This is a genomic window from Cupriavidus sp. F041, assembly GCF_057814235.1.
Genome location: NZ_JBVASY010000001.1, coordinates 900568 through 913054, shown reverse-complemented (window position 1 = coordinate 913054; position 12487 = coordinate 900568). Strand labels below are relative to the sequence as shown.

General features: G+C 66.0%; 15 protein-coding genes. 5 read left to right on the top strand and 10 right to left on the bottom strand.

Annotated elements, in window-relative coordinates:
• Positions 1 to 50: 50 nt before the first annotated feature.
• The 5 genes from ACZY0R_RS04210 (at position 51) to ACZY0R_RS04190 (ending at position 4817) form a co-directional block, all read left to right on the top strand.
• Positions 51 to 1502: an RNA-binding protein gene (locus ACZY0R_RS04210; protein ID WP_488857265.1), complete on the top strand. Its 1452-nt coding sequence runs from the start codon at positions 51 to 53 to the stop codon at positions 1500 to 1502.
• Positions 1454 to 1609 carry a hypothetical protein gene (locus ACZY0R_RS04205; protein WP_488857264.1) on the top strand — a complete coding sequence of 52 codons (156 nt, stop codon included), beginning with the start codon at positions 1454 to 1456 and terminating at the stop codon, positions 1607 to 1609. Before ACZY0R_RS04210 ends, ACZY0R_RS04205 begins: the two co-directional genes overlap by 49 nt.
• 476 nt (positions 1610 to 2085) lie before the next feature.
• The gene (locus tag ACZY0R_RS04200) at positions 2086 to 3315 is read left to right on the top strand and encodes an RtcB family protein (RefSeq protein ID WP_488857263.1); all 1230 of its coding nucleotides are present in this window, start codon (positions 2086 to 2088) and stop codon (positions 3313 to 3315) included.
• Between the two features lie 86 nt (positions 3316 to 3401).
• Positions 3402 to 4421, top strand: coding sequence for an RNA 3'-terminal phosphate cyclase (rtcA, locus tag ACZY0R_RS04195; protein WP_488857262.1), 1020 nt, complete (start codon positions 3402 to 3404; stop codon positions 4419 to 4421).
• A 114-nt stretch (positions 4422 to 4535) separates the two neighbouring features.
• The gene (locus ACZY0R_RS04190) at positions 4536 to 4817 is read left to right on the top strand and encodes a helix-turn-helix transcriptional regulator (RefSeq protein WP_488857260.1); all 282 of its coding nucleotides are present in this window, start codon (positions 4536 to 4538) and stop codon (positions 4815 to 4817) included.
• Between the two features lie 269 nt (positions 4818 to 5086).
• On the opposite strand, the gene fliR is transcribed toward ACZY0R_RS04190, so the two are convergent.
• The 10 genes from fliR to benC form a co-directional block, all read right to left on the bottom strand.
• Complete coding sequence (gene fliR, locus ACZY0R_RS04185) at positions 5087 to 5872, bottom strand: flagellar biosynthetic protein FliR (RefSeq protein ID WP_488857259.1); 786 nt, start codon at positions 5870 to 5872, stop codon at positions 5087 to 5089.
• Positions 5873 to 5915: 43 nt separating this feature from the next.
• Positions 5916 to 6185, bottom strand: coding sequence for a flagellar biosynthesis protein FliQ (gene fliQ, locus ACZY0R_RS04180; protein ID WP_035870540.1), 270 nt, complete (start codon positions 6183 to 6185; stop codon positions 5916 to 5918).
• Positions 6186 to 6219: 34 nt separating this feature from the next.
• A complete protein-coding gene (gene fliP, locus ACZY0R_RS04175) occupies positions 6220 to 7050 on the bottom strand; it encodes a flagellar type III secretion system pore protein FliP (protein ID WP_488857258.1) in 831 nt (276 codons plus the stop codon).
• Positions 7047 to 7565 carry a flagellar biosynthetic protein FliO gene (gene fliO / locus ACZY0R_RS04170; protein WP_488857257.1) on the bottom strand — a complete coding sequence of 173 codons (519 nt, stop codon included), beginning with the start codon at positions 7563 to 7565 and terminating at the stop codon, positions 7047 to 7049. Before fliO ends, fliP begins: the two co-directional genes overlap by 4 nt.
• Positions 7562 to 8017: a flagellar motor switch protein FliN gene (gene fliN, locus ACZY0R_RS04165; protein ID WP_488857256.1), complete on the bottom strand. Its 456-nt coding sequence runs from the start codon at positions 8015 to 8017 to the stop codon at positions 7562 to 7564. Before fliN ends, fliO begins: the two co-directional genes overlap by 4 nt.
• Positions 8010 to 9017 (bottom strand): flagellar motor switch protein FliM, encoded by a 1008-nt coding sequence (gene fliM, locus ACZY0R_RS04160; RefSeq protein ID WP_488857255.1) that lies wholly within the window; start codon positions 9015 to 9017, stop codon positions 8010 to 8012. Before fliM ends, fliN begins: the two co-directional genes overlap by 8 nt.
• A gap of 159 nt (positions 9018 to 9176) precedes the next feature.
• On the bottom strand, positions 9177 to 9662 hold the full coding sequence (gene fliL, locus ACZY0R_RS04155; protein ID WP_045241243.1) for a flagellar basal body-associated protein FliL: 486 nt from the start codon (positions 9660 to 9662) through the stop codon (positions 9177 to 9179).
• A 507-nt stretch (positions 9663 to 10169) separates the two neighbouring features.
• On the bottom strand, positions 10170 to 10382 hold the full coding sequence (locus ACZY0R_RS04150; RefSeq protein ID WP_488857252.1) for a hypothetical protein: 213 nt from the start codon (positions 10380 to 10382) through the stop codon (positions 10170 to 10172).
• 241 nt (positions 10383 to 10623) lie between these two features.
• Positions 10624 to 11409 (bottom strand): 1,6-dihydroxycyclohexa-2,4-diene-1-carboxylate dehydrogenase, encoded by a 786-nt coding sequence (locus ACZY0R_RS04145; protein WP_488857251.1) that lies wholly within the window; start codon positions 11407 to 11409, stop codon positions 10624 to 10626.
• A 36-nt stretch (positions 11410 to 11445) separates the two neighbouring features.
• Entirely contained in the window at positions 11446 to 12465 is a 1020-nt protein-coding gene (gene benC / locus ACZY0R_RS04140; protein ID WP_488857250.1) for a benzoate 1,2-dioxygenase electron transfer component BenC, read from the bottom strand.
• Positions 12466 to 12487: the final 22 nt, after the last annotated feature.

Sequence of the window (12487 nt, the reverse complement as noted above, 5' to 3'; positions counted from 1 at the left end):
AGACGCCACCGCCCGCACCGGCAACGCACTAGTCTCCAGGGAGAATGCGAATGGCAAATACCAGTCTGTTCCAAGGCCTGCGTGGCCGCTTTCTGCCGCCGGCGGACGCGACCAACGAGGCGGGCGGTACCGGCTATGCGTTGGGACGCGAGCATCGCCTGGCGCAGTACGCGGCGACCGGCTGCCTGAACGGCACCTTCTACGCCAGCGCCGAAGTCCAGCTCGACGCCGTGCTGGCGCTGTGCGAAGACGTCGACCCGGCCTTTATCGCCAAGACCGCCGTGTACTGCCGCGAGCGTGGCTATATGAAGGACATGTCGGCCCTGCTGGTCGCGGCATTGACGCTGCGCGGCCCGCAGTACCTGCCGGCGGTGTTCGGCCGCGTGATCGACAACGGCAAGATGCTGCGCAATGTCGTGCAGATCCTGCGCAGCGGTGCGGTGGGCCGCAAATCACTGGGCACGCGGCCGAAGAAGCTGGTGCAGCAGTGGCTCAATACCGCCAGCGAGCGCGCGCTGTTGTCCGCGGCGATTGGTACGCGGCCCTCGCTGGCCGATGTGGTGAAGATGGTGCACCCGAAGCCCGCAGAAGCCTGGCACGCTGCCTTCTTCGCCCGGTTGATCGGCAAGCCGTATGACCCGGCTGCGCTGCCGCCGGCCACGCAGGCTTTCGAGGCCTACCGGCAGGCACGAGCCGAAGGCAGCCAGGCGCCGGTGTCGGAGGTGCCGTTGCAGATGCTGGCCTCGCTGGACCTGGATGCCCAGGCCTGGGCCGAGGTGGCGCGGCAGGGCGGCTGGCAGATGGTGCGGATGAACCTGAACACCTTTGCCCGCCACGGCGTGTTCGCCCTGCCGGGCATGGCGCAGGAGATTGCGGCAAAGCTGCGCGATCCCGTCGCCATTGCGCGGGCCCGGGTGTTCCCGTACCAGTTGCTGGCCGCATACCAGGCGGCGGGCGAGGAACTGCCGCCTGTGGTGCGCGAGGCCTTGCAGGATGCGCTGGAGCTTGCGCTGGCCAATGTGCCGCAGGTGGAGGGCCGCATGGTGGTTTGCCCGGACGTATCGGGGTCCATGCACTCGCCGGTGAGCGGTTATCGCGGCAGCGCCAGCAGCGCGGTGCGCTGCGTGGATGCCGCGGCGCTGGTTGCCGCCACCTTCCTGCGCAAGCAGCCGGATACGGTGGTGCTGCCGTTCAAGGAGGAGGTGGTGAAGCTGACGCTGAACCCGCGCGACACGGTAATGACCAACGCGCAGAAGATGGCGGAGATCGGCGCCGGTGGCACCAACTGCAGCGCGCCCCTGGCCTGGCTGAATCACCGCCGCGTCAGCGCCGATCTGGTGATGCTGGTGTCGGACAGCCAGTCGTGGATGGATGTCCGCAATGGCCCGACAGCCACGCTGCGCGAGTGGGAGTGTTTCAGGCAGCGCAATCCCAAGGCACGGCTGGTGTGCCTGTGCAGCCCTACGCCGGCAGCCAGGCGCCGGAGCGCGACGACATCCTGAACATCGGGGGCTTCTCCGACTCGGTGTTCCAGATCGTCGCCGCCTTTGCCGCCGGGCAGTTGCATGCCGGGCACTGGGTGGGCGAGATCTCGGCGCTCAACCTGTGAAGTTGAGAGCTTGTGAGGTTGTGAAGCTCGGCGGTGGCCGGCGAATGCCGGGCAGACTACATCCAAGGCTTGTCTGTCCTGACCCTTGTCGCCGGTTGCCGCCCCCGAGCCTGCATACCCCAAGCGCCCCGCGCGGCGCCTGCGGTATGCGGACTTGCCACGAATGCTGGCCGGGATTACATCTGCTGATTGCCGGTTCGATTCCGGCGCGCTGCGCAGGACGGCAGCGTCAATCCGGCCGATCCTTGTCGTGGCGGAGCCGCATTCTTTCAGGTTGACGGGCGAATGCCTGTGGAACTACATCACTGGTAATGAGGAGGTTGCGGGTGCGAGTCCCGCCGCTAAACCGGATTGGCCGGGGCAGCGTAGCTCAACGATAGAGCGCCGGTTCCACAACCACTAGTCGCCCACTTATTTTGGTATCTTGCTGGCCACTGCCAGCGTAGTCCCGCCGCAAGGCAAAGAGAGAAGCAGAGATGACCTCCAAGGAGAATTACGACGTATTCCGGACCGGCAAGGGCCGTCCGGTCAAGATGTGGACCCACGGCGTGCCGGTCGACGAGGGCGCCCGCGCGCAACTCGCCAACACCGCCCAGATGCCGTTCATCTTCAAGCACCTGGCCGTGATGCCAGACGTGCACCTGGGCAAGGGCTCGACCATCGGTTCGGTGATCCCGACGCGCGGCGCCATCATCCCGGCGGCGGTGGGCGTGGATATCGGCTGCGGCATGATTGCTGTCAAGACCACGCTGTGCGCCGGCGACCTCCCCGATAACCTGGGCCCGCTGCGCAGCGCCATCGAGAAAGCCGTGCCGCACGGGCGCTCGAACAACCGCAGCGGACGCGACAAGGGCGCCTGGGGTGACGTGCCGGATACGGTGGATGCCAGTTGGGCCGCGCTGGCCGGCGGCTTCGAGCGGATCACGCAGAAGTACCCCAAGCTGACGCGCACTAACAACCGCAACCACCTGGGTACGCTGGGTACCGGCAACCACTTTATCGAAGTCTGCCTGGACGAGAGCCAGTCGGTCTGGTTCATGCTGCACTCGGGGTCGCGCGGGGTGGGTAATGCCATCGGCAATACCTTCATCGAGCTGGCGCAGGCGGATATGCGCCGCCACTTCATCAACCTGCCGGACCGCGACCTGGCCTACCTGGTGGAAGGCAGCCAGCACTATGAGGACTACGTGTTTGCGGTGGAGTGGGCGCAGCAGTATGCGCGGCACAACCGTGAACTGATGATGGCCAATGTGCTGGACGCCGCCCGCGCCGTGATCGGCAAGCCCTTTGCGGCGGAGATGGAAGCGGTGAACTGCCACCACAACTACGTGCAGAAGGAGCACCACTTCGGCGAGGACGTGCTGGTGACACGCAAGGGCGCGGTGAGCGCCAAGGCCGGCGAACTCGGCATCATCCCGGGCTCGATGGGCGCGCGCTCCTACATCGTGCGCGGCAAGGGCAATGAAGAGTCGTTCTGCTCCTGCAGCCACGGCGCGGGCCGCACCATGAGCCGGACCGAGGCCAAGCGACACTTTACGGTGGACGACCAGCGGCGCGCCACGGAAGGCGTGGAGTGCCGCAAGGACGCCGAGGTGATCGACGAGATCCCGATGGCGTACAAGGATATCGATGCCGTGATGGCGGCGCAGTCCGATCTGGTCGAAATCGTCCACACACTCAAGCAGGTGGTGTGCGTGAAAGGCTGAGCGATGCCGAGGCCACCGGCGCGGACCGGGACGGGAAACGTCCCCGGCCGCGCCGGCATGACAACAAGAACAGACGAGTAAACGCAATGATGGAAATCGACGGCTCCTACGGCGAGGGCGGCGGGCAGATCCTGCGCACCGCGCTGTCGCTGGCCATGGTGACCGGCACGCCGGTGCATATCGCCAATGTGCGCGCCCGGCGCAGCAAGCCGGGGCTGATGCGCCAGCACCTGACCGCCGTGGTCGCGGCGCAGGCGATCAGCGGCGCGCGCACCGAAGGCGCGGCGATCGGCTCGACCTCGCTGACTTTCGCGCCGGGGCCGGTGCGCGCCGGCAACTACGACTTCGCCATCGGCTCCGCCGGCAGTTGCACGCTGGTGCTGCAGACGCTGCTGCCCGCGCTGTGGAGCGCGGCCGGCGACGAGAGTTTCACCCTGACTCTGTCGGGCGGCACCCACAACCCCATGGCACCCTCGGCGACCTTCCTGCGCGATGCGTGGCTGCCGCTGATGGCGCGCATGGGCGCGGCGGCCGACCTGACGCTGCGCCGCCACGGCTTCTTTCCCGCGGGCGGGGGCCAACTGACAGTGAGCGGACGCTCCGGCGCGGCATGGCGCGCGCTGGCGCTGGAAGAGCGCGGCACGCCCGGCGTTGCCGAAGCACGTGCGCTGATCGCCGGCGTACCGCTTCACGTAGCGCGGCGCGAGCTTGACTTGGTGGGCGAGTTGATGGGATGGGAGGCGAGCCAGTTGCACGTGGGCGGCCTGCGGCACGAGGAAGGGCCAGGCAATGCGGTGTTGCTGACGCTGCCGCACGAGCACGTCACCGAGTTGTTCTGCGAGTTCGGCGAAAAGGGCCGTACGGCGGAGAGCGTGGCTGGCGCCGCCTGCCGCCAGGCACGCGCCTACCTGGCCGGCAAGGGCGCGGTGGGCCCGCACTTGGCCGATCAGCTGCTGTTGCCGATGGCGCTGGCGGGTAGCGGGAGCTTTACGGTGGACGAAGTGACCGATCACCTGCGCAGCAATGCAGAAGTGATTGGCAAGTTCCTGCCGGTGGAGATCGGGTTTGAAACCCTGGCTGGGTGTACGCGGGTCGTGGTGTCCTGAGGGTGTGGTCCTCAGTGTCCGCACTGCCCTGAGACCGTGGCCCCGATACGCGGACCGCCTTCGATAATGTCATCTATAATTGACATTATCGAGATTCAAAAGGGAGGTCGGATCATGAACGCCCATGTACTTGGCGCGGCCATTCGACGCAAGCGTAACTCCCTTGGGCTCACCCAACAGCAATTGGCAGACATGGCTGGGCTCTCCCGGCAGTCACTCAATGGTATTGAACATGGCACCGTCAATGTAACGCTCGACAGCTTGGGCAAATTGCTGGACGTGCTCGGCCTCGCGCTGGAGGTGAGCGACCCTGACGCCACTCGGCAGGCAACGGGCAAGCCAGTACGGGCGCTATGGATGGCGGCAAAGGGCGCCAACGTGAGCTATTCCGGTTAGTCCCATTGAAGGGCGACATCTGGGAGCTTCTGTTTCCTCATGCGTTCACGCTGATGGAGGAAGTCAGAAAGCACGGTGGGATTGAACCGTTCTGGACGTTTGGCGGGGGCACGGTGCTGATAAGTGGAGGCAGGCACGCCGGTCTTGCGAGAACAATTTGAACGCATCGTGAGACATCGTTTTCAACGGAGCTACGATGAGTGCGTCGGGCTGGCCGCCAGTTTTCTAGGCTCGTTGCCTGCGCCAGAGAACGCGTGAGGCCCCGGCCCTCAGCGTCCAAACTGCCCCAGCACCATCCCCACCGTACTCAACCCACCCTCGATTAGCCTTCCCATGTAGGTGCTCATCTGCGGCATGATCAGCATCATCATCCAGATGCCGCCGCCCAGCGTGACCGGGAACCCGACCGCGAAGATCGACAACTGCGGCGAGGCGCGGTTCAGGATGCCCATGGCGAGGTTGAGGGTGAGCAGCGCGGCGATCAGCGGCAGCGCCAGCAGCAGCCCGGACGAGAACACCGTGGCGCCGGCGCCCGCCACGGCGGCCCAGCCTGCGCCGGTGAGCGGCTGGGCGGCGATCGGCAGCGCGGCGAAGCTGTCGGCGACGGTGGCCAGCAGCATCAGGTGGCCGTCCATCGCCAGGAACATCAGGGTGGCCACCACGTTGAGAAAACGCGACAGCACCATGGTCTGGCCGCCGGAGGAGCGGTCATAGAAGGAGGCAAACGACAGGCCCATCTGCAGGCCGATGGTTTCGCCGGCGAACTGCACGGCGGCGAACACCAGCCGCATGCTGAACCCCACCGCCAGCCCGATGCCGACCTCGTTGAGGATGATCAGCAGGCCCTCGAGCGAGTACACCGGCACCAGCGGCAGCTTGTCGATGGTGGGCGAGATGATCACCGCCATCAGCGCCGCCAGCGCGACCTTGGCCCGCCTCGGGATGGTCGATTCCCCGAACAGCGGCGCGGTGCCGATCAGCGCCAGCATCCGGAACATGGGCCAGAGGAAGGCGGCGATCCAGGCGTAGAGCTGGGCGGAGGTGACGGAGAGCACGGCGGCGGGCCTGGCTAAAGCGCGGTCAGTCGCGGCGCCGGGCTTAGTGCACCAGGGCGGGAATGCCCTGGAACACTTCGCGCATGTAGTCGACGAAGGTGTTGATCATCCACGGGCCGGCCAGCACCATGGTGGCGAACAGCGCCAGCAGCTTCGGGATAAAGGACAGCGTCATTTCATTGATCTGCGTGGCGGCCTGGAACAGGCTCACCACCAGGCCGGCCACGAGCGCCACCAGCAGCAGCGGCGCCGACAGCATCAGGGTCATCTTCATCGCCTGGGTGGCGATGGTCATTACGGTTTCCGGAGTCATGGCGAAGGCCTAGGGTGGGGCAGGCGCCCCGTGATCAGTTCAGGAAGCTCTGCGCCAGCGAGCCAAGCAGCAGTTGCCACCCGTCCACCAGCACGAACAGCATCAGCTTGAATGGCAGCGCGATGGTGGCCGGCGGCACCATCATCATGCCCATCGCCATCAGCACGCTGGCTACCACCAGGTCGATGATCAGGAAGGGGATAAAGACAGTAAAGCCGATCTGGAATGCGGTCTTGAGTTCGCTGGTGACAAAGGCGGGCACCAGGATACGCATCTGCACGTCTTCCGGGCCTTGCATTTCGGGCGCCTTGGCCATCTGGGCGAACAGCGCCAGGTCCTTCTCGCGGGTCTGCTTGAGCATGAACGCCTTGAGCGGCGCGGCGGCCTTGGCGGCGGCGTCTTCCAGGCTGAGCTTGTTTTCGGACAGCGGCTTGTAGGCGTCGGTATAGATGCGGTCGAACACCGGCGACATGACGAAGAAGGTCAGGAACAGCGACAGTCCCACCAGCACCTGGTTGGGCGGCGAGCTGGCCGTGCCCAGCGCATTGCGCAGCAGCCCCAGCACGATGATGATGCGCGTGAAGCCCGTCATCATCAGCATGGCCGCCGGCAGGAAGGACAGCGAGGTCAGCAGCACCAGCGTCTGCACCGACAGCGACCAGGTCTGGCTGCCGCCCGGACCGGCCTTGCTGGTCAGCCCCGGCAGCGCTTGCGCATGCGCCATGGCCGGCAACAGCACCAGCGCGAGGCACGCGCAGGCCAGCAGGACCGCGAGCGCAAGCCGGGCGGGCTGGCTGAGGTATTCGCGGAAGGACTGGAGGTGGTATTGCAGGGAGCGCCGGGGGGCGTCAGGCAGGAAATTCATGACTTCAGGTTGCCTTGCATGGCGCGCAGCAGCTTTTGTCCAAAGCTGCCGGCCGGACCCTGGCTTGCCGCGCCGCCGGGATTCTGGTCCGGCTTGTGCGCGGCTTGCGCGGGCAAAGTGTGGAGCGTGCGAATCTCGCCGGCGCTGACACCAAGCACCAGGCAGGTGTCGCCCACTTCCACCATGATCAGGCGCTGGCGCGCCCCGAGCATGGTGCTGCCTATCACTTTCATCTGGCCGCCCTGGCCATGGCGCACCAGGCCGGCGCGGCGCGCCAGCCAGGCCAGCAGCAGGATCAGCGCGATGACGGCGAACAGGCCGAGGCCGGCCTGCGCCAGTCCCGACGCGGCGCCAACGCCGACATGGCTGCCGGCGCCGACGCCGCTGCCGACCGTGCCGGTACCGGCAGGGCTGGCGGCAACCACGCTGGCCTGCGCGGCCGCGGGCGCGGCATGCGCAAGGGCCACGCCGGCGGCTAGCGCGGCGGTGGCGGTCCGGCGCGGGCTGGCGTTCATCTGTTGAGCTTCCGGATGCGTTCGGACGGCGTGATGATGTCTGTCAGGCGGATGCCGAACTTATCGTTCACCACCACCACTTCGCCCTGGGCGATCAGGTAGCCGTTGACCAGCACGTCCATCGGCTCGCCGGCCAGGCCGTCGAGCTCCACCACCGAGCCCTGGGCCAGCTGCAGCAGCGTCTTGATCGGCACCTTGGTGCGACCGAGCTCTACCGTGAGCTGGACCGGGATATCGAGAATCATCTCGATGTCGTTATGGAAGGCGCTGGGCGGTTCCTTCGCCAGCGGCTGGAAGACCTTGGAGGCGGCCGGTGTTGCTGTGGCTGGCGTGGCGACGGCCTGGGCAGGCGCGGCGGCAGCGGCGAGATCCTCGGCGCTGGTCTGCTCCGCCAGGGCACTGGCCCAGTCGTCCATCGGGTCGGCCGGGATGTCCTCTTTGCCGTCAGTCATGGTCGGTTTCCTTGTTGGAATCGATTTCTTGGTGATTGATCATCCGTTCTACCCGCAACGCATACTGGCCGTTCATGGTGCCAAAGCCGGCCTGCATCACGGGCACGCCATCGACCTTGCCGAAGACCTGCTCGGGCAACTCGATGGGGAGTACATCGCCGACGCGCAGCGCCAGCACATCGGCTACGGTGCTTTCCACGTGGGCAAATTCGGCTACCAGGTCTACCTCGGCCGCGCGGATCTGCTGCGACAATTGGGAGATCCAGCGCTTGTCGACTTCGACCTCGTCCTGCAGCGGGTTCATCAGCAGGTCGCGCACCGGCTCGATCATCGAGTACGGGAAGCAGACGTGAAGCTGGCCGCCGACGGCGCCGAGTTCGATATGGAAGGCCGTTGTTACCACCACCTCGCTGAGCATGGCGATGTTGGCAAACTTGGTGTGCATTTCCGAGCGGATGTATTCCAGCTCGATCGGGTGCACCGCCTGCCAGGCGTTGCCGTAGCTGGAGAGCGCCAGGTCCAGCAGGCGCCGGATGATGCGCTGCTCGGTCTGGGTAAAGTCGCGCCCTTCCACGCGGGTGTGGAAGCGCCCGTCGCCGCCGAACAGGTTGTCGACCACCAGGAACACCAGGTTGGGGTCGAACACGAACAGTGACGTGCCGCGGAACGGCTTCATGTGCACCAGGTTCAGGTTGGTCGGTACCGGCAGGTTGCGCACAAAGTCGCCGTACTTCTCGATGCGGATCGAGCCTACGGAGATGTCGGCGCCTCGGCGGATGAAGTTGAACAGCTGGGTGCGAAGCTGGCGGGCAAAGCGCTCGTTGATGATCTCGAGCGTGTGCAGCCGGCCGCGCACGATACGCTCTTGCGTGGCCAGGTTGTACGGGCGCACGCCATCCTCGGAGACCGGCGCGGCGACCTCGGGCGTGTCGGTCTCGCCCGACACGCCTTTCAGTAATTCGTCTACCTCGTCCTGCGAGAGGAACTTGTCGTAGGCCATCTAGTGTCCTGCCCCGTGAGTGCCGTGATGAATGAAAGCGACCATTTGCCCGGATTGCCTATGAGCCCGTGCGCTGGCGTTGGCGCGCACGCCGTGAAACGCGCAAGGCGGACAAGGACGGATTCATATCGGATGTACTGGTGGGGCAGGGCAAAGCGCTTACTGCACCACGAAGGAAGTGAATAGGACGTCCAGGATCTGCTGTTTGGGCAGGTTGGGCGCGAACGGCTGGCTGATGGCATTCTGGATTTCCTGGGCCAGCTTGCGCTTGCCTTCCACCGTCGCCAGGTCTGGCGGCTGCTTGGCCGACAGCAGCAGCAAGATGCGGCTGCGGACTTCCGGCAGGTATTCGGTGATGCGCGCCTGGTTCTGCGCGTCCGCCACCTTGAGCGACAAACCGGTATGCAGGAAGCGGTCACCGTCATCGCTCTTCAGATTGACGGTAAATGCTTCCAACGGCACAAAAATCGGCGGCGGTACAACCGGTGCGGCGGGCGCGGCCGGTTGGCGGTTGCTCAGGATGTTGCCCAGAAAAAAGCCCCCGGCACCCAGCGCAGCGACGAGCACGACGCCGAGAACCAGCAGCAGTCGCCCGCGCTTGCTCGTGTTGCCGTCAGCCTGGGAAGAAGTGAGCGTATTCGCCATGAGATGCCTGTATCGGAATGCCCTGCCATTCTTGAGGGAATCAGGGGCAAGCAAAGGGCCGAAAAAAAGGGTGAAACCCGCTCAGCTTGGCCCTTTGAGCCGAGCAGGTCTTGTCATCCGAGCGATGCGGATGGTCTTACAGGGGTTAACGAATGGCGGGCACGGAACTTGAGTGGGATGTGTAAGGAAATCCCGCACTGGGGGCCGGACAGCGGGTGGCGCCGGGGTGGGGCGGCCGGTTCACCTCCCTTTGGGCGAGCTGGTGCGGCCGGTCAGCCGCCGCCCGCGCCGCCGTGCGCCGGGGTGGGGGGTGCTGCCAGGCTATTGATTGGAAAGGGATTTTCCTGTGGCCAGGTATCGGTGGGACCAGGCGCGCGGTGGATTGCCTCGGCCGCGATGGCGATCAGGGCGTTGGCTGCGGTGCTGAGCGGCCGCAGCGGGTGGCAGACCGTGCCGGGGCAGCCCATGGCGCCCTGATCCGCAGCGGTGCGTATGACTGACGGGCGCTCAGGAGCCGCGGCAAGTTGGCGGGAATACGCACCAGCCGCCGTCCCGGTGCCGGAAGAAGAAGATGGCCAGTGAGCCGGCGGGGCGGTTGACTTCCGCGCACACACAGCCGCCCGACATGCCGGGCGGGTGCACGCGGGTGATCCTGGCGTCGTCCGTGGATCCCAGCCACTTGTGGACCAAGGCGCGTAGCGACGTGACGGCCGATTGCATTTCACACTCCTTCGGTTCTTGCAACCCTCCTGCGACCTTATGGGCGGGGTTGGCCGGTACGGTCTTCATGCCTGCAGTATTGTTCTTGCGCCCTGGCGGCGAAATCGGCCAAGACTGAAAACGGTGTCCGATGGACGGCAACGACGGTGTCCGTGGCGGGCTGGCCCGTGTCAGCGGATGCTGACAAAGCGGTAGCCGATCCGCCGTGCCGGGCCCGTTTCCTGTGCAGTATTGGCCGAGTTCAGCCCAGGTCGCCGCCGCCTACCGGCAGGACCGTGCCCGTGATGTAGGAGGCCTCGTCGGACGCAAGGAACAGGATGGCGCGCACTTGTTCGTCGATGGTGCCGTAGCGGCGCATCAGGCTGGAGCCGATGGTCTGGTCAACGATCCCCTGATACCAGATGGCTTCCTGTGGGGTCTGCTCCGCCGTGTTGCGCGGCACTTTGCGCGGCGGCGCCGCGGTGCCGCCGGTGGCGACCGCGTTGACGCGGATGCCGTCCTGCGCATGCTCGAAGGCCAGGCTGGCGGTCAGTGCGTTGACGCCCCCCTTCGCGGCCGCATAGGGCACGCGGTGGATGCTGCGCGTGGCGATGGACGAGATATTGACGATCGTCCCCTGCCGGCGCCCGATCATGGCGGGCAGCACGGCGCGGCAGCACCACAGGGTGGGGAACAGGGAGCGGCGGATCTCGGCTTCGATCTGCGCTTCCTCGTATTCCTGGAAGGGCCTGGCCCAGATGGTGCCGCCCACGTTGTTGACGAGGATATCGATGCGGCCGTAGGCCTGCAGCGCGGCGCTGGCCATCTGGCAGGCGCCGGCGTAGGTTTCCAGGTCGGCCTCCACCGCCAGCGCCCGGCCGCCATTCGCGGCGATTTCCGCGGCGACCTCATGCACCAGTGGCGAGCGGTCGACCAGTAACAGGCTGCCGCCCTCGGCCGCAGCGGCGAGCGCCACGCCGCGTCCGATCCCTTGTGCCGCGCCGGTGACGATGGCGGTTTTTTCGCTGAAGCGCGCGTTTGTGTTCATGGCGTATCCGTGATCCGTATTCCGTGAAAAGGTGGGTCAGGCAGCGTTGCTGGCCGAGAATTTCTCGTAGTGGAAGCTGGCCGGCGTCACGCCGGCGTCCTGCAGCCAGCCGCGCACCGCGTCCACCATGGCGACCGGGCCGCACAGGTAGATGTCGACGTTCCCGCCATTGAGCCAGGCCTGCTCCACGTGCTGGGTCACATAGCCCTTGCGGGTTTCGCTGCTGACCGGGTCGAGCACACAGGTGCGGTACTCGAAGCCGGCGAGCTTGCGCTTTGCTTCGTCGAGCTGTTCCAGGGCCACCAGGTCGATCTCATGCGTCACGCCGTACACCAGGCGGACCGGATGTGGGCTGCCGTTCGCGGCCAGCACGTCCAGCATGGACAGGAAGGGCGCGATGCCGGTGCCGCCTGCCAGGAACAGCACAGGGCGGGTCACTTCGCGCAGGTAGAAGCTGCCATAGGGGCCGGCGAAGGCAATGGGCTGGCCGGGCTGCGCCTGTTTGCTCAGGAACTCGCTCATGCGGCCGTTGGGCACGTTGCGCACCACAAATGAAGCGTGCCTGGCGCTAGGGGCGGAACTGAACGAGTACGAACGGGTCAGGCCGGTACCCGGAATTTCCACGTTCACATACTGCCCCGCCAGGAATGTCGGCGCGGCGGTCTCACCGAGGTCGATCGAGAACCCGATGGTGGAATCGGACAACTTGTCCACCGCCGCCAGCTTGCCCTGGTAGCTGGTCACCCCCGTCTTGCAGGCGGCCGACGACGCCGGCACCTTGATCACGCAATCCGAGCGCGGGCGCGTCTGGCACGCCAGCACGTAGCCCTTGGCCGCTTCCTCGGGCGTCAGCGCGTCTTCGATATAGCTCGACTCCGGCAGGTCGTACTCGCCGGATTCGCATAAGCCGCGGCAGGTGCCGCAGGCGCCGTCGCGGCAGTCCAGCGGGATATTGATCTGCTGGCGGTAGGCGGCGTCGGACAGCGTTTCATTGGCGGCGCAGGTAATGAAGCGGGTGACGCCGTCTTCGAACTGCAAAGCGATGTTGTATTCCATGGCGTGATTCCTCCGGCGCGTC